The following is a 19,191-nucleotide window of genomic DNA, read 5'->3' as shown; positions in this document are numbered from 1 at the left end:
CCCAGTTTGCAAGCATTGTAGTTCAGTTTGGTTAGCCCAAGTACATCGCGGGCCACTTGCTCAATCGTCGCGTCGCCCGCAGATGGCACATCAATCCCGAAGAAGCTCTGCGTTCCAGCAACCAGAAATTCGAGCGCCGCTTCCGTGCGATTGAAACTGCCGTTCAAGCTCGCGGCAAAAAAATGTCTGAGACGTCGTTGAAAGAAATGGAAGAGATTTATCAGCAAGTCAAACGGCAAGAGAAAACAGAGACACACGGGTAGTTTTTCCATGCGTTGGCGAAGTTTCTGACCTGTGACCGAACTCACTGATTTCATCATCAAGTTTTTCGATCCATCGTGGGCGTTGGCGATCTCTGAAACTGGTCCTCTCTGGCATCAGTCAACTCAAATATGTAACCTGCAGATCAGTGAAGGCGTTCGTCACTTCCGTGGATTTGTTCTGCTACCAAAGGTTCCGTCGTGCCAGTGATTGCTATTGAAACTCTCTCCTCTTACGCACAAAACCTCTTTCTGGCAGCGGGAGTCTCCGAGGCGGATGCCGCTTGCATGGCCAACAGTCTCGTCGAGGCCAACCTGCGAGGACACGATTCGCATGGTGTGATGCGGGTCGCTTCCTACATCGAACAGATCGAACAGGGCCGCATCTTTCCCACGAGTCAACTCGACATCATCAACGAATCCGCCTCTTCCATTGTGGCTGACGGGAACTGGGGCCTGGGACTGGTTCTTGCCCATCGTCTCGTGGACAAAATGATTGCCAAAGCCGCCTCATCGGCTGTCGTCATCGGCACTTTGCGACGTTCTTCACATATCGGTCGTCTGGGTGAATATGCGGAGAAGTTTGCGGCTCAAGGCCTCATTTCGATGGCCCTGGCCAACACTCACGGTGCTGCCCAGCGTGTCGCACCGGTGGGAGGCAAACGCCCTCGCCTGGGAACAAATCCTATTTGCATTGGCGTGCCGGGAGGTTCTCAGGGCCCCTTCATTTTCGATATTGGTACGAGTGCCACCGCAGAAGGCAAAGTCCGAGTGAAGAAAATCGCAGGCGAACCGGTACCACCCGGCTGGATTCTCGATCCTGAAGGAAATCCCAGCACTAATCCCAACGACCTTTACGGCAATCCTCCAGGGACCATCCTGCCTCTGGGCGGAGACCAGGCTTACAAAGGCTTCGGTCTCGCATTCATGATCGAAATGCTCTGTGGTGGTATGTCCGGTGGACAATGTGCCTATCCCAATCCACCGGCTCCCATTGGCAACTGTGGCTGGTTCATGGCCATCTCTCCCGAATTCTTTGCCGGGACGGATCATCTGCTTCAGGAGGTGCAGCAGTTGGAACAGTATGTGCGCAGCGTTCCGAAGATTGACGAATCCAGGGAAATCTACCTGCCTGGAGATCCGGAACGATCGACCCTCAACAGCCGCCAGGCCAAAGGCATTCCCCTCGATGAAGGGAACTGGAAGGCTCTCGTCGCACTGGGTGATCGACTCGGTGTCGCTGCTCCGACTCTTGCGTCCTGATCACTCGGCTCACCTGATAGCTCGGCTCACCTGATAGCTCGGCTCAATGAAATTTTCCCCGGACATTCGACAGAGATCAGCAATGAAACCATCGTTGCGCTGTTGATACCGACTTGATCTTTAAAGGCGACCTGCTGATGAGTGCTCAATGTCTTGGTCTTTCGCCCAGTTTTGGATTTGGTGATCGCACGGGTTTAGCGACGCCTGGGCATATTGCTGCTGTCAACGCGAGCTCATCGGGAATTCTGCCGATCTTTGCCCAGCAATCCATCCGGGAAATGGCACGTACAGGTCGAACGGCCACACAGGTCATGGAAGATGCCTTCCGGGCGGTTCGACACGCTCATTACGAAGGCCCTGTCGGTGCAGATGCTGACCATTTGAAGACCGAGGCTGATGTCGACGTCACTGCGGAAGCGGGTTTTGTTTTCTTTACAATTGATCCATCGGCAGAGGTCGATCAGAAGGCCGATAACTACTCGTTCGACGAGCTGAAGTATCGCTTTCACGATGTTCGCGAGTTCTCTCCATGGGTCGAAACCTACAGAGGGAGAACAATCTCATTATCAACTGGCTCGACAATCGAAATGACTGAGCCCGTCCTTTATCGCGCTGCGGTCAAGTACGGTCGTGCCATTCAACTCGCAATTCGCCTGGGGCAATACATTCAGCAGGTTCAGGACCGTGCTGGCCGACCATGTGAGATCGAACTGAGTGTCGATGAAACCGATCAGCCGACCACGACAGCCGAACATTTCATCATTGCCCAGCAACTCCTGAATGCTGGCATCCGGCTGGTGAGCCTGGCACCGCGTTTCATTGGAGAATTCGAAAAAGGGGTAGATTTTAAGGGTGACATTTCCACCTTTGAACGATCATTGGCTGATCATGCAGCGATTGCCAAGGTTGTTGGCCCTTATAAGCTGAGCCTGCATTCCGGCTCTGACAAGTTGACAGTCTACCGACAACTGGCGGCATACACCGGCGGCATGTTCCATGTTAAAACCGCCGGAACAAGCTATCTTGAGGCACTTAGGGTTGTGGCAACGGTCGCACCGGGAGAGTTCCGCGGCATGATCGATTTTGCACGCGAGCGGTATCTGACGGATAAAGCCACTTATCACGTTTCCGCCACACTTGAAGCAGTTCCACCGCCGCAGGAAGTGAGCAGTGATGACCAGCTTCGACAGCTCTATCTGCAGGATTGGAGCTCTGTCCTCCCTGGTCAGGGCTTTACTGCACCGGGACGGCAAATCCTGCATTGCACATTTGGCAGCACCTTGCAACATCCTCACTGGGGGGCGGTGCTCATGCAGACTTTGAGAGAACATCCAGCCGTGTATGCCGACATCCTGAAGACGCACTTCATGATGCACCTTGCGGCATTAAAAGCTGGCTTGTAAGAGACCATCAACTCGTACAGTTTTCACTTACTTGTGGTAGCCCAAGGAGCTCATCACGTTGAAGAGTTCTTCAAACGTGATGAAGCGACGGCGATGTTCCATCTTGTAACGGTCAACAGCCTCGGCCAGTTCAGCAACCTCAGGCCGCATGAGTGATGGAGTCGTTGTGAACTGGCGACGCTCAGGGCCGCCGCTCCGACCTTCCGGTCGCGGAGCACGTCGGTCGGAAAAAACATTTCCAGTCTCGGGATTGATGCCAGCCTCATGGGGGAGAACACCTGCCGAACCGGGAGTGGGATAAGTCGTGCTCATCTTCGATCTGCCCCTGAGGAAACTCTGACTCGAAACTCAATCTTGACCAGGATTCGAATCCGTTAGACAGCCAATGGATCGATGGCTGGCAGGATAAGCCCAAATCAACGCCCCGTCCACCGGCACAAACTCGGTGATACATAGGACGTCTGACGCAACCCGAGCGTATGGATACGATCACGGGATAAACACCAACACTTTTTGTAAACCTAGGTCATGCAATTGCGAAAGCAAGCTGTCTCTTCCAAAAATCACTTTTCATATTCCACTCAGTGATTCTGAAGCAGAGACTCCGTGTTCATGGTGGGCATTGGCCGTGGACAAATAGAAGACATTTCATCGCGAGTTTCAGAAAAAAATCGCCGTCGAATCCACGGAGAAATCGCGGGATTCTCAGCTAGACACTTTCCCCCACGATCGATTTTGTGTATCACGCGGAAGTCTAATCGCTGTATAGAAATAAGTTTTCCTGTGACCTGCCTGGCTGGCTCTTGCCGATGGATCGGAACTCTCCTATGACCACTCGATTGACCATTCTCGGAGGCGGTGCCATGGGAACGGCCTGTGCCATGCTCCTGGCAGAACAACCGCATCAGCAGGTCTCGATCTGGGTTCGGGATCAGGATCAGGCGACGGAAATTCAATCCACGCGAGAAAATCGACGTTTCCTGCCGGGCTGCAAACTGAACGACAACATTTTCATCACCTCTGATATTCACGTCGCCATCAATCACTGTGACTACCTCGTCCTGGCCATTCCCTGCCAGTTTCTAAGACAGTCACTTCAACTGGTACGAAACTCACTTCCCGAAGCTGTGCCTGTGATCAGTGTGATCAAAGGAGTCGAGAATGGCACCTTCCAGCGTCCCAGCCAGATTGTGACGGAGATTCTCGGGCCACGATCTGTCGCAATCCTCAGTGGCCCCAGTCATGCCGAAGAGTTGGCCCATCGCCTACCAGCCACAGTCGTCGCTTCCAGTGAGGATCTCGAACTGGCTTGCCGTGTGCAGCAGATGTTCTCAACGGAACGATTTCGCATCTACACGAATGCCGACACGTTGGGCGTCGAATATGCCGGTGCCCTCAAGAACGTCATTGCCATTGCCTGTGGGATCTGCGATGGATTGGGATTTGGAGACAATGCCAAATCCGCCCTGATGACCCGCGGCCTCGTCGAGATGCAGAGGTTTGGTGTCTACTTTGGTGGTCATCCGATGACATTTACCGGTCTGGCCGGCATGGGGGATTTGATCACGACCTGTGTCAGCCCTTATGGACGAAACCGCAAGGTGGGCTTTCGTTTGGGAAGTGGCGAATCCATCAGCGATATTCTGCATTCCATGGAGGGTGTTGCCGAAGGCGTCGCCACATCGAAAAGTGTGGCCGAGATCGCACTTCGACATCGACTCGACCTGCCGATCATGCAACAGGTTTACGAAGTCCTTTTCTGTGGGAAAACCCCGCAAAAAGCGACAATGGCACTTCTCGAACGGCCCCCACGCTCAGAATCAGCCGAAATCGCGGCCATTGTCGAAGCCACGCCAGCACTTTGAATCTGCCTTCCCGTGGATCATGGGGGCGAACTCTTTACCGGGGGATTCTTAGAGAGATTTCATCCCTTGGACTTATTCGAACGTCTGGGGCGGAAAAACCGTTTGGATTCATTCACCACACGCCATCGCGTTGCGATACGTACCAGGCACGTCAAAAGATAGTTCCGCCAGCCGGTGACCACATACTGACGACCACGATCCAGCGCTTTCAGAGCCTGACGGACAACTTCCTCAGGTGTCTGCGACGAATGTTTCTGCAGCCAGCCCGTGGCACCCGCCACATCGAAAAAGTCGGTCTTCGTCACTCCCGGACAGACAGCCATCGCGACCACACCAGTATCCGAAAGCTCGGCATGTAAGGCCTCGGTAAAGTGCAGCACAAACGCCTTACTCGCAGCGTAAGCTCCCATGTAAGCCACTGGCTGGAAAGCAGCAATTGAAGCCACGTTGACAACGGCACCAAGATTTCGGCGAATCATCCCAGGCAGAAACTGGTACGTCAAAGCTGCTAAGGCCTCGATATTCAGACGTAACATTTGACGCACACGGTCAAAGTCTGTCTCCAGAATTTCGCCCACCATGCCAAAACCAGCACAGTTCACCAGCAAATCGACCTCGATCCCGGCTGCAGCGACTTTGTCAGCAATCAGTTGCACGGCATCAGCCGCTGTCAGATCGACCGAGAGGATCTCGGTTTTGGTTCCATGCAATCGGTCGAGTTCCGCAGCCAGCCCCTGCATCATCTCCGTGCGGCGTGCCACCAGAATCAGATGCATCCCCCGGGCAGCCAATTGACGCGCAAACTCAGCACCAATGCCCGACGACGCACCAGTGACCAGGCCCCAGCGATCATTCATGTCTGCCAGTCGCGGCACGTTGTCTTTCCAGCCCAGAGACTTATGCAGTAATTTTTCTCATCAACTTACTGACTGAACTCATTAGACATAACATGTTTACCAATCAGACGATAGCTCTAGCGTGAAATTATACAATTCCTCCTGGAAACGACACATCAGCATGCCTTTAAATGGCTTCCCTCCTTGACCTGACAAGCTGTGACACAGCATCTCGCAATTTGACGAAGGGTCAATGAGCACCAGTGTTCGCCAGATTCGCACGCATCCTCGAAACATCGTCAAAACAGGCTTCGAGACAGAGCGAGAGATTCACATTCTGCAACACCTGGCCACTTGCCTCCATCACCCGGTCGCACATTTTCGCCAGGCACTCGATCGTTTCAGGATCTGGCGAGAGTGACTTTGCCATCTGAACGATCTCATTTTGGGAATCACGAACGAGCGAGTGGTTTTGTTCGCGAGTCTCAGCTCCACAGACCACCTGGATGACTCGCCTGAGATCATCGATCACAAACCGGAAGATATGCTGAATCGATTCCCGCTGAGCCGACGTCTCCGATGAGTGACTTTCAAGGTAACTGAAGATCATCTGTGCCGTTTTCTGCCCAGGAATTCGCCGCTCGCAAAGTGTTCTTCGCAGAGTTTTCCGCAACTCCCAAAGTGCTGGATCCAGCATTTCCTTCGCCATGGAAAGACTGCCATCACACATCTGGCTGACTTCTCTCACCATCCCGGGTTCAATCGATCCCTCGGCACTCAGTAGGGCTTCGATATCCTCGCACCCCAGCCGCTGAAACCTCACCAGATGACAACGCGAGCGAATGGTCGGTAACACGGTTTCCAGTGTCGATGCCACCAGAATCAAAACCGCGAGCTCGGGTGGTTCTTCCAATGTCTTGAGAATCGCATTCGCACCGGCATCATTGAGCAAATGAGCGTCGTCGATAATCGCGATCTTGCGGCTGCCACTCAGCGGCTTCAGCGAGAGACCATGGCAAAGCCCCTCCTGCCCACGATTCTCCTTCGATCCCACCAGCAGATCGATGGGAATCTCACGCTTTCCTTCCGGACACTCCACCACCTGAAAATCGGGATGATTTCCGGCCAGAAACGGCCGGCAGCTTGTACAAGTGCCGCACGCCTCAAGCTCATGGGGCTTAAGCTCTTTGCATAGGATGGCCTGGGCGAACTTCTGAGCCACCAGCCGCTTCCCGACTCCCTGGGGCCCCACAAATAAATATCCATGGGCCAATCGGCCCCGCTCGACCGCTTTTCGTAACTGCTCGATTGCCATCGACTGCCCGCGAACTTCACTCCAGACCGACATCAGTAGCAAGCTCCTCAATCTGACATGGGATGGGAGGAATCATGCAGATCTTCATTTAAGGAGAGGCTCAAAAGGACGTCTCCTGCGGAGATACTGCTCCCCGCAGTCACCAGCCGCTGTTTGACGACTCCACGGGCAGGGCATTCAAAATCACGGCTCACTCCCTGAATGCCAATTTCAGCCACCCGGTCTCCAACAGCAACGACATCTCCCACTTCGACCAGCCATGCAAATAGAATCATCGGCTCACTGGTTGACCAGTCCGGTGCGACAATTGTCTTGACTGCTTGTTCCGAATCCACACGAATCCTCAATCGAAAATGGCCTGACTGATCAATCCATCCAAAGTTCTCAACAAAGAAAATGTTAGTCGAATGCCCCCGAAATTACTGCCCAGAAAACAAAAACCGCCCCCGGCTCGAAAGCAGGAGGCGGTTCAATCATTTTTTGATTTCAACACATATTCATTGACAAAGCAGCCTGATCAGGCTGTGACCTTGGCAGGAGCCGACTTGGCCTGCTGTCGACTCACCAGCCAGTACAGCACAGGGTTGGCAATGAAGATTGTACTGTAAGTCCCCGCGATGGTTCCGATGATAAAGCTGTAGGCGAAGGTGTGAATTCCTTCCCCGCCAAAGATATACAGAATCACCACGACGATCAGAACAGTCGTCGCCGTAAGAATCGTTCGTGACATGGTCTGATTCACGCTGAGGTTGATCATATCGTAGGTGACGTTCGGGTTCTTGCCACGAATTTCGCGGATACGATCGAAGATCACGATGGTGTCATTCAGCGAATAACCAATAATGGTCAGAATCGCCGCAATGAAGCCCATGTTGATCTTGAAATCTTCCAGCCCCAGGATCGGTCCGATCGGTGTCTGTGCCAGCCAGGCGCCCAACGCCACACTTCCCAGCACAACAAGGGCATCGTGTGTCAGTGCCGCAACGGCAGCAAAACCGTAATAGAGCTTCTCAAAGCGGAACCAGATGTAAACCACAATCGCCACCAGACTCAACAAGATGGCCAACAGTGCGTTCTGCTGAGTTTCTGCTGCAACCGAGGTCGTAAACGAGTTGAACTCATCAAAGATCGGCTCGTTGGCCAGTTGTGTTGCCAAGGCCTTCAGTGCCTCAGCCAGATCTTCATTCGAGACATCCGGAGCCACACGAGCGACCAATTCTGTAAATTTTCCAGTCGTGGGCTGACCATCGGCACTCACACCATCCACCAGCACCATCCCAATTGCCGAGTCGTACCTGGGCTGAGAGTCTTTTCCTGGGAACTTCTTGAGTTGTTCCGCCAGATATTCAGCAACTGTCGCTTCAGCCACCGGGCCTGTAAACGTCAGTGGAACACGATGCCCACCCGTAAACTTGTCGATGTTCGTCCCTGGCCTGATGCGAATGGTCTTCGAGTCATCGGCTGTCACAGGCGTGATGTCACCAAAACTCAACTGAACTCTCGTGAGTGCGGTCTCAGGGTCTGCAAACGACTCGTTGATCAGTTTGCGGACTTCCTCTCGATCAATCAAACTTGTGCGGATGCGGAAGCGAGTTCCCGCAGTCGCAGATTCATCGTTCAGCCGCAGTTCTTCCAGAGAAACTGCCGAAGGGAACTTGGCATCCAGCTTCTCGCGGACCACGGCCGTTTCCTGGGCCTTCTGGAATTCCAGAGTCACCATGGTACCGCCAGTAAAGTCGATATCGAGATTGTCCTTGCCGCGTGAAACCAGAGCGAACATCCCTGCAGCAATCACCACGACCGAAAACAGGACTGCCGGTACCCGCATTCCCAGAAAATCGACACCACTCAGCTTAATGGTCGGCATCATCGACAATGATGTAACCAGTCGCTTGCGTTCGATGATGTCGAAGCAGATTCGACCGAACACCAGAATTGCGAACATCGACGCACTCAAACCAATGAACAGCGAAACGGCAAAGCCCTTCACAGCATCGGTGCCAATCATGAACAGAATGACTGCCGTAATCAGAGTGGTCACGTTACCGTCGACAATGGCCGAAAGTGCCTTATCAAAGCCATTCTGGATAGTCAGCCGCATGCTGGCGCCGCGGGCCATTTCTTCGCGGAATCGTTCGTAAATCAGCACGTTGGCATCAACCGCCATACCAATCGTCAATACGAGACCAGCCAAACCAGGCAGTGTGAAGGTGGCATCGATAAACGCCATCGCCCCCACCACCATGATCAGGTTCAGCACCAGACACATGTCGGCCACCAAACCAGAGACCATGTAGTAAACCGCCATGAAGATGAAGACGGCAGCGGCCGAGAGTGCAATTGCCAGCAAACCTTTCTGCTGCACATCCGCCCCGAGGAGTGGACTGATGGTAAACTCGCTCACAGGCGTCGGAATCAGAGGCACTTCCAAAGCCCCTGCATTGAGGACTCCGGCGAGTTCATCAACTTCTTTACGATCAAAATCACCTGTAATCTCACCGCCGCCACCAGACAGGCGGTCTCGAAGATTCGGAGCCGAATAAACTTTTCCATCGAGCAGAATTGCCAGACGACGCTCAAACTTATCCACGGGATCAGGAGCATACTTGGCGGTGAGTGCATCCAGGCGAATCGAACCTGTCGTCGTCATGCGGAAGGAGACTGCAGGGCGTCCCTGCTGATCAGGACGATAACCAGCATCCTGCAGCAGCTTACCCGTCACCTGCTTATCAGGGGTTTCATGAACCACGAGAAACTGCTGGACATCGACCAGTTCACCTTTGTCATTCCGCCGCTTGACCACTCGCAATTGCGTCTGATCATTCGCGTTCTGGCCCACATTTTTGCCATCAGCAACGGTGCGCCAACTGGCAATCAGCAATTTGTCGTCACGAAGATCATCTGTTCCGTCCGGTAACTGATTCGCCCGGCTGATGATCGAAGCATGATCACGGGCATTAGCCAGAATGGCAAATTCCAGACTTCCCAGCCGGGTGATCAATCGCTTCTTCTGTTCGACAATGTCTTTGTCGGCACCGGGGATGATGACTTCAATGCGATCGCGTCCCACGCGACGAATCGTGATTTCTTCCGCACCCGAAGGATTCAGTCGCTTGCCAATCGCCTGGACGAGCTGTTCGACCGTATTGATATCGAGGTTTTTTCCATCCTTTTTGGCGGCATCAACATCGATCTGATAAACCAGATTGGTTCCACCGGCGAGGTCGATCCCCAGTGGAATGGCTTTGAGTAGCCCTTCACCACTCACACTACTGTAGATGAATGGCGTCAGTGACAAAGCGGTCACGAAGAACACCAGGCTGAGACGGAAAGCGATATCCTTCATCCGCAGAGCACCCGCAACCAGGGTTCCCAGCAGGAAGGGGATCGTCAGTACGCACAAAGCAATAATGCCCAGCAACCAGACGTTGGCCGTCGGGGCACCTGATGGAGCTTCCGCGACAGCCGGCGATGCCTGAAGCAATGTGAAAGCTGAAAACAAACCTTCCATTCCGTGTCTTCCTGTCACTTTCGGGCGAACTCAATGTTGCCAGATCGGTCGATAAGTATTGTTGATCAAGCCTGATCACTGGTTGGGAACAAGCCAAAAACTGCAGTCACTAAGTCAATCAAATCGCTTCAGAATTCGGGCAACTCAGGTTTGCAGTGCCCGGCATTCCATAATTCACGGTGAGGGATCAATCGCTGTGAGACCAGAAGAACCATTGATTTTGAGTGAGGCACGACCTCAAACAGGTTTGGCATCTGTCGGAGGAACTTCCTCACCCAACACTTCATGAATCGCACTGCGGCGGAAAGGAATCCGCACGTTGTCACCAAACTTCAGAGTGATCTCTTTTCCATCCGCCGAGATGTTGGCCACATGCCCGATCATCCCGCCGATGGTGACCACTCGATCGTTCTTTTTCAGCGCCTTGATCAGAGCATCCCGTTTGGCCTGCTCTTTTCGCTGAGGCACAACCATCAAGAAGTAAAACAGGCCCACCACAATAATCATGGGGACAAACATGCCCCAGATCTCAGTGGTCGGATTGCCCCCTTGTGCTGGTGCTGCCTGTGGTGCTGGTTGTGCAATCATCAAGCCCGACTGCCAATTCACTCCGTCTCTCCCTCGAACTTGAGCACCACTCGCAGTGCCTCAAATCCGTCCAACATGCCACCTGATCACATTCACAAAAGTCCATCCTGCCGCTGAGCAAATTCCCCAAACTCTTATCAGATAAGAGCCAACGAAACATGACCAACCTCAGATTGAAGCTGGTATCCTAGCCAGACTCACCCCACCGGGCAAGCTGACTGGCTCGGAACTCGTGTCCACGTCCTTCAAGAATCGCTTCTCGCAGCCCCTTCATCAGTCTCTGATAAAATGTGAGGTTATGTAACGTCAGGAGAATCGGGCCCAGCATCTCACCACACATGAACAAATGTCTCAAGTACCCCCGGCTGAATCGCTGACATGCCTGACAGGGGCATTCGGCATCCAGTGGGCCCGTATCTCGAAGATGCCTGGCATTTTTCAGCCGCACAGGCCCTGTGCTGGTAAATGCCATTCCGTTTCGACCATTTCGAGTCGGCATCACGCAATCGAACAGGTCAATCCCGCGCAAGACCCCTTCAATCAGGTCGATGGGGCGACCAACCCCCATGAGATAACGCGGTTTCTGAACGGGGAGCACCGGAGTTGTGAATTCCAGCGTCCGGTACATTTCGGGGGGAGGCTCGCCCACACTCAACCCACCGACGGCATATCCCGGAAAATCAAATGGCAATAGCGCTTCCGCCGAGCGAATTCGCAGCGATTCGATCGTCCCCCCCTGGACGATCCCGAAGAGGGCCTGATCAGACCGCTGATGAGCTTCCCGGCACCGGGCAGCCCAACGTGTCGTTCGATCAACTGCCCGCAGGATGTGTTCTTCCGGCGCATCGGCGGGAGGACATTCATCCAGACACATGATGACATCCGCCCCCAGGAACTCCTGGATCGACATCGCCTTCTCAGGTGTCAGATTCAGTGCAGAACCATCCAGGTGAGAACGAAAAGTGACCCCTTCTTCGGTCATCCTGGAGAGTTTTGCCAGACTGAAGATTTGAAAGCCGCCAGAGTCTGTCAGAATCGGGCCTGACCAGTCAAAAAACCGATGCAGACCACCTAAATCGGCCACGACCTCGGGCCCGGGTCGCAGCGCAAGATGATAAGTGTTTGCCAGAATTTTCCTGGCACCAGTCGCCGCCAGTTGATCTGGAGTCAATCCCTTGACGGTGCCGGCGGTCCCCACAGGCATGAAAGCTGGAGTTTCGATCGTCCCGTGAGGAGTCTCCCAAAGTCCGGCACGAGCCATACTTGTCGGATCAGTCGCCAACAGCGTAAATGCAAACTTCGACAACCCCAAACCTTTCACAAGGCGACGATTACAGTTCTAGATCCCATCGAAAACCGGCTTTGCCATACTTCGCTCCAACAGCAGCCTGATTTCCTTCCACCATCACCTTCGAAACAATCGCATCATCTGGAAGATTCGTTATCTTCCACTACTCGTAAAAGTGCCACATATCGATTGCATGGAAAAACCTCAGCTCTCGCCCGGAAGTAGCCTACGTTCACAAAAGGGAACATGGGATTAGAAAAGAACACAGTTCTTTACGGCCATGCTCGTCCCAAGAATGAACGAAAACGGATAACGTGAGCCGCAGCATGCGATTCGACTTCGATATTGGACAGGCTGATCAACTTTTCCGCCAGCATACGTCGCGAGTTCACTCCACAGTTTCTCCAACCGCTCCCCTGGAGAGTCAGTTTTCATCTGACGCCAAGCAGGTTCTCCGCTGGGTAGCGATTTCAACCATCGCCATGCATGGCCTGGCCGTCCTGAGCCTTCAGGGCACCCCTCATTGGACTCAAATTTTTACAATCGCACACTGCCTGCACTTCGTAATCTGCATCCTGATGATTTCACTCGTTCGATACGAGCCGAAAATCCCCAGACTGACAGGCCCCCTGGCGATTGGCCTGATGTCCCTGCTCCTCACCATTTCTCTTCGTGAATATACTGAACACGAATCACCAGTGGGTGGCCTCGAACTGGCCGTCAATTGCCTGGCTCTGGTCGCAGTGTTCCGAAACTGCAAATCCTTTATCGCTTGTGGATTGCTTGGCCTGGCAATGACCGTGACCTATCGCCAGTTCTGGTGCGGAATCTCTCTTCAGGAAGATGCTGTCAGTTACTTGGCGCCGATCATTCTCTCGACCGGCATCTACGTCGTTCGCATCCGTCAATTACACCACCAGCAGCGGGAAGACGATCGTCGAACACGCGAAAGATCCCAACTGGAAGACGCTTTACAACATCTGCGCGTGAGTGAAGTCCGCCTGAGAACTCTGAGTGAGTCAGTACCGATTGGTATCTTTGAAGCGGGCGCCGGAGCTAATTGCCGGTACACGAACAGTGCCTGGCGGGCCATTGCCGGGATGTCACTCGAAGAAAGCCTGACCCACGAATGGTTTGAATTCGTGCATGATGAAGATCGCGAAGCCGTTCGTATCGGCTGGCAAAGAGGACTGGATGAACTGGAAGGTTTCTCCGGGATCTTTCGAAATAAAGCTCCTGATGGTTCCACAGGCTGGGTACAGATTCGCTCCAACCCGGTCTTCTCGGATGAAGGGACAACGCATGTCGGCACCATCGAAGATATCACCGAACGCATCCACGCCGAAGAATCTCTCAAACGCTATGCCGAAGATTTAAAGCGACTCAAAGAGATCGAAGAACAGAATAGCGCTCATCTGGCACGGGTGGTTGAGGAACTTGGTAAGGCCAAAACTCAGGCCGAAGATGCAGCACGGACGAAAAGCGAGTTCCTGGCCAACATGAGCCACGAAATCCGTACTCCCATGACGGCGATTCTTGGCTACACCGAACTGCTGCTCGAACAACCTGACATCGCTCCTCACGCTGCCGATTCCTTGCAGACCATTCGCCGCAATGCTGATTTTCTCCTGGAGATCATCAACGACATTCTGGATCTGTCGAAAATCGAAGCCGACAAACTGACCATCGAAAGCGTCCGATGTTCACCGATTCTCATTGCCAATGATGCCTGCGCTCTCATGCGGATTCGAGCACGCGATAAAGGACTTAAACTCGTTGTGCAAACCGCTTCCAACGTCCCTGAGTTTGTCGAGACCGACCCGACCCGGCTCCGCCAGATTCTACTGAATCTGCTCGGTAACGCTGTCAAGTTTACCCATGTCGGCAATGTGCAACTGCGAGTCGAATATGTGAACCCGCAAGGAACAAACACCGGAAATCCTGATGCTTTGGGTGGTCTAAGATTTAGTGTCTGTGATACCGGAATCGGTATGACCAAAGAGCAGATCGGACGACTCTTCCAACCCTTTACTCAGGCGGATACCTCCACCACTCGAAAATATGGTGGCACTGGTTTGGGGTTAACCATCAGCCGTCGGCTGGCACGCATGATGCATGGCGATATTGAAGTCACCTCACAAGTCGGTGTCGGCTCGATCTTCTCGCTGCATATTGATGCCATCAAACCTCAATTCAGTACTCCACAGTTCCACGACCTCCAGCAGTCCGCTGTGGAGTCACCATCTGCCACTTCAACACCATCCGAGAGCCCGGCTCCACAATCCATTACCACCACCGCTCCTCTCCAGAATCTTCGAATTCTGCTGGCGGAAGATGGCCCGGATAACCAGAAACTCATCTCTCTGATTCTGAGAAAAGCGGGTGCAGAAGTCATCGTGGTCGAGAATGGAGAGCTGGCATTTCAACAGGCCATGGATGCTCAAAAATCAGCCAGTAGTTTTGATGTGATCCTCATGGATATGCAAATGCCTGTTCTCGATGGTTATCAGGCATCCGCAAAACTACGCGCCGCAGGCTATCGGGCACCCATTGTGGCTCTTACAGCTCACGCCATGAGCAGTGATCGCGAAAAGTGCCTCGCAGCCGGTTGCAGCGACTACACGACCAAACCGATCAACAAAGTGCGTCTTATCCAGTTGATTCTCGAACAGGTGGCGACCCATCAAAGCGAGTTATCGGCGAGCAGCAATCTGGAACTGGTGCACTCCGACAGTTGATCAACGAACATCATCGCCCCAATCAACCGTCAATCACCTAGAACTGATCAGAGACATCTTTCTCCAGATCCACAGGAACAGACGACTCTTTATCAGTGCGAGGAAATGGAATCCTCGGAGCCGACAGACGTTTCTTCGACTCTTTGCCAAACGGATCGTTCCAGCTTCGAGTTGCTGCCTGGGAGTGAGTAATCGAGCGGATTTCGTTTTGAGTCGAGCGGTCATTCGGTGCCAGCTCAAGACCAAAAAACGGAACTCGCGAGTTGCTATCCAAAGAAAAACTTTTTCGCTGAGTAATACAGCCCGTGTTACCACTCCAGAGCACGAGAATCAGCCCCAAGCCGGCCACAAACCTGGTGTGAATCCTCCGCCCCATGGCCAGTTCTCTCTCTAAACTCAACCCCAACTGCATGCGGTTCAAAATCTGCAATCAAAACTCAAACTCACATCATTTCCCGGCGATTATTCAAACCCAAAGTCATTGCCTGGCGAATCCTCTTCCAAAGCTCGGGCGACACGATCTTTTGCCGGGCTCGACTTCTCAACCGCGGGCTGATCAAACGATTTGACAGGAGGCTCAGATTGCGATGGCACCCCAGAAAGTGCCTGACCAACGGAGCCCATCTTGCAACCCGCAGCAGCGATCACACATATCGTTAAAACAGCTAAACATCTCAAATGTTTCACGTTTTTGCTGCCTGTAGGAAACCCGGTGAGTAGCCAGCACCAGTCTGGCGCCTGTTCAAAATGGGTATGGAGGCCCTGAGTCTTCCCCCATACTGCGGGGAGACTCGCATTCGATCGGTGACGGGAAGTTCAAAATCGCAGTGATACATCCATTCAAACTGGTCTCATAGCACTCCCAGCCAGTTTCCAGCAAGGTCAATTTCTATTCAAGAACCTGAACACCAGACATTTAATGGACGCTCGCTTGTGCATAATCAGGTTTTTGCAAGTTTTCCGCACTGACCATGCAAAAGCACCAACTCCCCGGCGTCGAATCATGGAGAAACAAACACCCCTTTCCGATTTTTACCCCTTTTCGATTTTTAGACATGCACTTATGTTCTTCGAGCTATGCTTTGAAAAACCATCTCATTCCAGCGGAAGCAATGCACGCATGAAAGTTATCGTAACAGGCGGGGCCGGCTTCATTGGCAGCCATATTGTGGATGCTTTGATCGCCCGTGGACATCAACCATTTGTGATCGACGATCTTTCGTCAGGCAGCCCGAAAAATCTTCCTCAGGGTGTTCCACTCTTCGTCACTGATCTGCGCCAAGGCTCTCGAATTCGAGAGATCTTCGAAGAAGTTCGCCCTGACTGGGTTTCTCATCAGGCGGCACAGATGTCTGTCAGTCGCTCTGTCCGTGAGCCTGTTTTCGATGCCGAAGTCAACGTTCTTGGATTACTGAACGTCTTCGATTCAGCCGCCGCCGTCGGTGTGAAACGAATTGTTTTCGCTTCCTCCGGTGGCGTCCTCTACGGGGATGTCTCCGTCCCCACGGCCGAGGATTACCCCGCGGCCCCCATCTCACCGTATGGAATCAGTAAGTGGGTCGGCGAAAAATATCTGGAATTCTTCGCCCGTGAGCGAGGAATGCAGGGCGTCGCCTTACGCTATGCCAACGTTTATGGCCCCCGGCAAAACCCTCACGGTGAAGCGGGTGTCGTCGCCATCTTCTGCCAGAAACTGCTCGCTGGTCAGGCACCTATTATCAATGGCGATGGCAAATACATTCGAGATTATGTCTACGGGCCAGATGTGGCTCTCGCCAATGCCCTGGCAATGGAATCGACATTGCCGACACATTTCGACGCTTTCAACATTGGCACAGCCACTCCGACAGATGTCAATCAACTGGCTTCGTGTGTTCGCGATCAGCTCATTGCACTTCGCGCACAGGAAGGGATCCAGCTCAATCTACCGGAGATGAATTACGGGCCAGCTCGAGCCGGTGATCTGCGATCCAGCCTCGTTTCCCCTGCCAGAGCTGCTGCCCATCTGGGTTGGAAACCGGGTTTTGACCTCGCCCAGGGACTCAAGGAAACTGTGCGCTGGTTTGCGACCCAGGCCGCCCAGACATAGCACCTTCATAAAGCCGGTAGACATCTCCAGGCAACGACGTAACCACTTTGCCAAAACTGATGTTGCCACAATTGATTATCTGCATAAAGCTTCAGAAATATCCAGAAATCCGGTTTCATCAACCGCGTACCAAATTTGCTCGTTTCACTGTTCCATTCGGGAAAATCAGATGTGCGGAATCGTCGGCTACATCGGAGCCAAGCCAGCCTCAAACTACCTGCTGGAAGGTCTGTTTCGTCTTGAGTACCGAGGGTACGACAGCGCAGGAATCGCAGTTCAATCCGGCGATACCATCGCTGTTCGCAAAAAAACGGGGCGAGTCGGTCAACTTGCTGAACTCCTAAAAGCGAGCCCGGTGACTGGCACTCATGGGATTGGCCACACACGCTGGGCGACACATGGTCAGCCTTCAGATACCAACTCTCACCCTCATACCGGCGGAAATGGTGAAGTCGTCCTCGTTCACAACGGTGTGATCGAAAACTACGCGACCCTTCGCAGCCAGCTTCAGGAACTCGGCTACGTCTTCCACTCACAGACCGATACTGAAGTTGTTGCTCATCTGGTGGCGCACCAACTGGAAGAAGAACTCAAGCTCGGTTCAGATCCCGAATCGAATGCAACCTATCTGCGAGCGGTTGAACTGACCCTGAAGCAACTCAAAGGGACTTACGGCCTGGGTGTTCTCTTTCGAGATAAACCCGGCCTGCTCATTGCCGCCCGCCTGGGAAGCCCATTAGTTGTCGGTGTCGGCAAAGACGAACACTACCTGGCCAGCGACGCCAGCCCACTCGTGGGATACACCGACAAAGTGGTCTACCTGAATGACCACGAAATCGCCATGATCACTGCGAATTCTCTGGAAATTCTGCATCGCGATACTGGCTCTCAAACTCCTCATATTCGTGTCCTCGAACAAACCGCATCGGATACTGAACTCGGCCAGTTTGAACATTACATGCTCAAGGAAATCTTTGAGCAGCCGACATCCATTGAAAACGCCTTCCGCGGACGACTCGACGATGACGAAGCCACGGCACGATTTGGTGGCCTGAATCTCGACCCACAGGAATTGCGCCGCATTGATCGCATCGTACTCACAGCCTGTGGCACAAGCTGGCATGCAGGTCTCGTGGGTGAATATATCATCGAAGAGTTTGCCCGCATTCCTGTCGAAGTCGAATATGCCAGCGAACTGCGTTATCGCAATCCGCCCATGTCCGAGCGAACAATGGTCTTTGCCATCACTCAAAGTGGGGAAACAGCCGATACTCTGGCGGCTATGCGCGAATGCAAACGCAAAGGACACCCGACTCTCGCCATCTGCAACGTTGTCGGGTCGTCAATCGCCCGCGAGGCCGACGGTGGAATTTATCTGCATGCCGGCCCGGAAGTGGGTGTCGCATCGACCAAGGCCTTCACTTCCCAGGTGACAGTTCTCACTTTGCTCGCGCTCTTCATGGGACGCATTCGCCACCTATCTTATCCGGCAGGCCAGCGCATGATTGCCAACCTGCGAAAAATGCCCGACAAAATCCGCCAGACGCTCGAATGCCATAACCGCGTCAAAGAGATCGCTCGCAAGTACTACACCGCTGAAAACTTCCTTTATCTGGGACGTCTGCACAACTTCCCCGTCGCACTGGAGGGAGCTCTCAAGCTGAAGGAGATCAGTTATATCCACGCCGAAGGCTACCCTGCGGCCGAAATGAAACATGGGCCTATCGCGCTGGTTGACGAACAGACGCCCAGTGTCTTCGTCGTTCCCCGTTGTCAGATTTACCCCAAAGTCATCAGCAACATGGAAGAAGTCCGCGCCCGTCGCGGCCCGATTATTGCGATTGCCTGTGAAGGTGACGACAAAGTCGCTGAACTGGCGGACGACGTGATCTATGTGCCCGATGTCGATGAATACCTCCAGCCGATGGTGACCTCGGTTCCACTGCAGCTTTTGGCCTACGAAATCGCCCTGCTCCGCGGCTGCAACGTCGATCGACCCCGCAATCTCGCCAAGAGCGTCACGGTAGAATAGGTC

Annotated in this window: 15 protein-coding genes; 6 read left to right on the top strand and 9 right to left on the bottom strand. The window is 53.3% G+C overall.

Annotated features, from left to right (window positions below; all coding sequences use genetic code 11):
• Window positions 1-323 (bottom strand): hypothetical protein (locus A6X21_RS24885; protein ID WP_165603890.1); only part of this gene is annotated, 323 nt, incomplete at its 3' end.
• A gap of 138 nt (window positions 324-461) precedes the next feature.
• Between A6X21_RS24885 and A6X21_RS21005 the strand changes: the two genes are divergently transcribed.
• Window positions 462-1,523 (top strand): Ldh family oxidoreductase, encoded by a 1,062-nt coding sequence (locus tag A6X21_RS21005; protein ID WP_068852210.1) that lies wholly within the window; start codon window positions 462-464, stop codon window positions 1,521-1,523.
• A gap of 137 nt (window positions 1,524-1,660) precedes the next feature.
• The gene (locus tag A6X21_RS21000) at window positions 1,661-2,926 is read left to right on the top strand and encodes a tagaturonate epimerase family protein (protein ID WP_068852390.1); all 1,266 of its coding nucleotides are present in this window, start codon (window positions 1,661-1,663) and stop codon (window positions 2,924-2,926) included.
• A gap of 27 nt (window positions 2,927-2,953) precedes the next feature.
• Here the strand turns inward: A6X21_RS21000 and A6X21_RS20995 are convergent, their stop codons facing one another.
• The gene (locus A6X21_RS20995; RefSeq protein WP_083233788.1) at window positions 2,954-3,238 is read right to left on the bottom strand and encodes a hypothetical protein; all 285 of its coding nucleotides are present in this window, start codon (window positions 3,236-3,238) and stop codon (window positions 2,954-2,956) included.
• 515 nt (window positions 3,239-3,753) lie between these two features.
• Between A6X21_RS20995 and A6X21_RS20990 the strand changes: the two genes are divergently transcribed.
• Window positions 3,754-4,791, top strand: a complete 1,038-nt coding sequence (locus tag A6X21_RS20990) for an NAD(P)H-dependent glycerol-3-phosphate dehydrogenase (RefSeq protein WP_068852206.1) — start codon at window positions 3,754-3,756, stop codon at window positions 4,789-4,791.
• Between the two features lie 59 nt (window positions 4,792-4,850).
• On the opposite strand, the gene A6X21_RS20985 is transcribed toward A6X21_RS20990, so the two are convergent.
• From A6X21_RS20985 to tgt, 6 genes are all read right to left on the bottom strand, one after another.
• Entirely contained in the window at window positions 4,851-5,666 is an 816-nt protein-coding gene (locus tag A6X21_RS20985; protein ID WP_083233787.1) for an SDR family NAD(P)-dependent oxidoreductase, read from the bottom strand.
• A 211-nt stretch (window positions 5,667-5,877) separates the two neighbouring features.
• Window positions 5,878-6,975 carry a DNA polymerase III subunit gene (locus A6X21_RS20980; RefSeq protein WP_068852200.1) on the bottom strand — a complete coding sequence of 366 codons (1,098 nt, stop codon included), beginning with the start codon at window positions 6,973-6,975 and terminating at the stop codon, window positions 5,878-5,880.
• 14 nt (window positions 6,976-6,989) lie between these two features.
• On the bottom strand, window positions 6,990-7,277 hold the full coding sequence (locus tag A6X21_RS20975; RefSeq protein ID WP_068852197.1) for a biotin/lipoyl-containing protein: 288 nt from the start codon (window positions 7,275-7,277) through the stop codon (window positions 6,990-6,992).
• Window positions 7,278-7,459: 182 nt separating this feature from the next.
• A complete protein-coding gene (locus A6X21_RS20970; RefSeq protein WP_068852194.1) occupies window positions 7,460-10,453 on the bottom strand; it encodes a protein translocase subunit SecDF in 2,994 nt (997 codons plus the stop codon).
• A gap of 237 nt (window positions 10,454-10,690) precedes the next feature.
• Window positions 10,691-11,062 carry a preprotein translocase subunit YajC gene (yajC, locus tag A6X21_RS20965; protein ID WP_013109613.1) on the bottom strand — a complete coding sequence of 124 codons (372 nt, stop codon included), beginning with the start codon at window positions 11,060-11,062 and terminating at the stop codon, window positions 10,691-10,693.
• Between the two features lie 166 nt (window positions 11,063-11,228).
• Window positions 11,229-12,347, bottom strand: a complete 1,119-nt coding sequence (gene tgt, locus A6X21_RS20960; protein ID WP_068852191.1) for a tRNA guanosine(34) transglycosylase Tgt — start codon at window positions 12,345-12,347, stop codon at window positions 11,229-11,231.
• Between the two features lie 308 nt (window positions 12,348-12,655).
• Between tgt and A6X21_RS20955 the strand changes: the two genes are divergently transcribed.
• Window positions 12,656-15,067 carry a PAS domain-containing hybrid sensor histidine kinase/response regulator gene (locus tag A6X21_RS20955; protein WP_068852188.1) on the top strand — a complete coding sequence of 804 codons (2,412 nt, stop codon included), beginning with the start codon at window positions 12,656-12,658 and terminating at the stop codon, window positions 15,065-15,067.
• A gap of 37 nt (window positions 15,068-15,104) precedes the next feature.
• Here the strand turns inward: A6X21_RS20955 and A6X21_RS20950 are convergent, their stop codons facing one another.
• Entirely contained in the window at window positions 15,105-15,479 is a 375-nt protein-coding gene (locus A6X21_RS20950; protein WP_068852185.1) for a hypothetical protein, read from the bottom strand.
• A gap of 708 nt (window positions 15,480-16,187) precedes the next feature.
• On the opposite strand from A6X21_RS20950, the gene A6X21_RS20940 reads away from it, so the two are divergent.
• Both A6X21_RS20940 and glmS read left to right on the top strand, forming a co-directional pair.
• Window positions 16,188-17,156: an NAD-dependent epimerase/dehydratase family protein gene (locus A6X21_RS20940; protein WP_068852179.1), complete on the top strand. Its 969-nt coding sequence runs from the start codon at window positions 16,188-16,190 to the stop codon at window positions 17,154-17,156.
• Window positions 17,157-17,325: 169 nt separating this feature from the next.
• Window positions 17,326-19,188, top strand: coding sequence for a glutamine--fructose-6-phosphate transaminase (isomerizing) (gene glmS, locus A6X21_RS20935; protein WP_068852177.1), 1,863 nt, complete (start codon window positions 17,326-17,328; stop codon window positions 19,186-19,188).
• The last annotated feature ends 3 nt before the right edge of the window (window positions 19,189-19,191 follow it).

This window comes from Planctopirus hydrillae (assembly GCF_001707835.1).
Taxonomy (GTDB): Bacteria; Planctomycetota; Planctomycetia; order Planctomycetales; family Planctomycetaceae; genus Planctopirus; species Planctopirus hydrillae.
This window is presented reverse-complemented; position numbering and strand designations above follow the sequence as displayed.

Bases quoted from the DNA above. Each gene is read 5' to 3' on its own strand.
- A6X21_RS21000 (WP_068852390.1), top strand. From the start codon at position 1,661: ATGAGTGCTCAATGTCTTGGTCTTTCGCCCAGTTTTGGATTTGGTGAT.
- A6X21_RS20995 (WP_083233788.1), bottom strand. From the start codon at position 3,238: ATGAGCACGACTTATCCCACTCCCGGTTCGGCAGGTGTTCTCCCCCAT.
- A6X21_RS20990 (WP_068852206.1), top strand. From the start codon at position 3,754: ATGACCACTCGATTGACCATTCTCGGAGGCGGTGCCATGGGAACGGCC.
- A6X21_RS20980 (WP_068852200.1), bottom strand. From the start codon at position 6,975: ATGTCGGTCTGGAGTGAAGTTCGCGGGCAGTCGATGGCAATCGAGCAG.
- A6X21_RS20970 (WP_068852194.1), bottom strand. From the start codon at position 10,453: ATGGAAGGTTTGTTTTCAGCTTTCACATTGCTTCAGGCATCGCCGGCT.
- A6X21_RS20955 (WP_068852188.1), top strand. From the start codon at position 12,656: ATGCGATTCGACTTCGATATTGGACAGGCTGATCAACTTTTCCGCCAG.
- A6X21_RS20950 (WP_068852185.1), bottom strand. From the start codon at position 15,479: ATGCAGTTGGGGTTGAGTTTAGAGAGAGAACTGGCCATGGGGCGGAGG.
- A6X21_RS20940 (WP_068852179.1), top strand. From the start codon at position 16,188: ATGAAAGTTATCGTAACAGGCGGGGCCGGCTTCATTGGCAGCCATATT.
- glmS (WP_068852177.1), top strand. From the start codon at position 17,326: ATGTGCGGAATCGTCGGCTACATCGGAGCCAAGCCAGCCTCAAACTAC.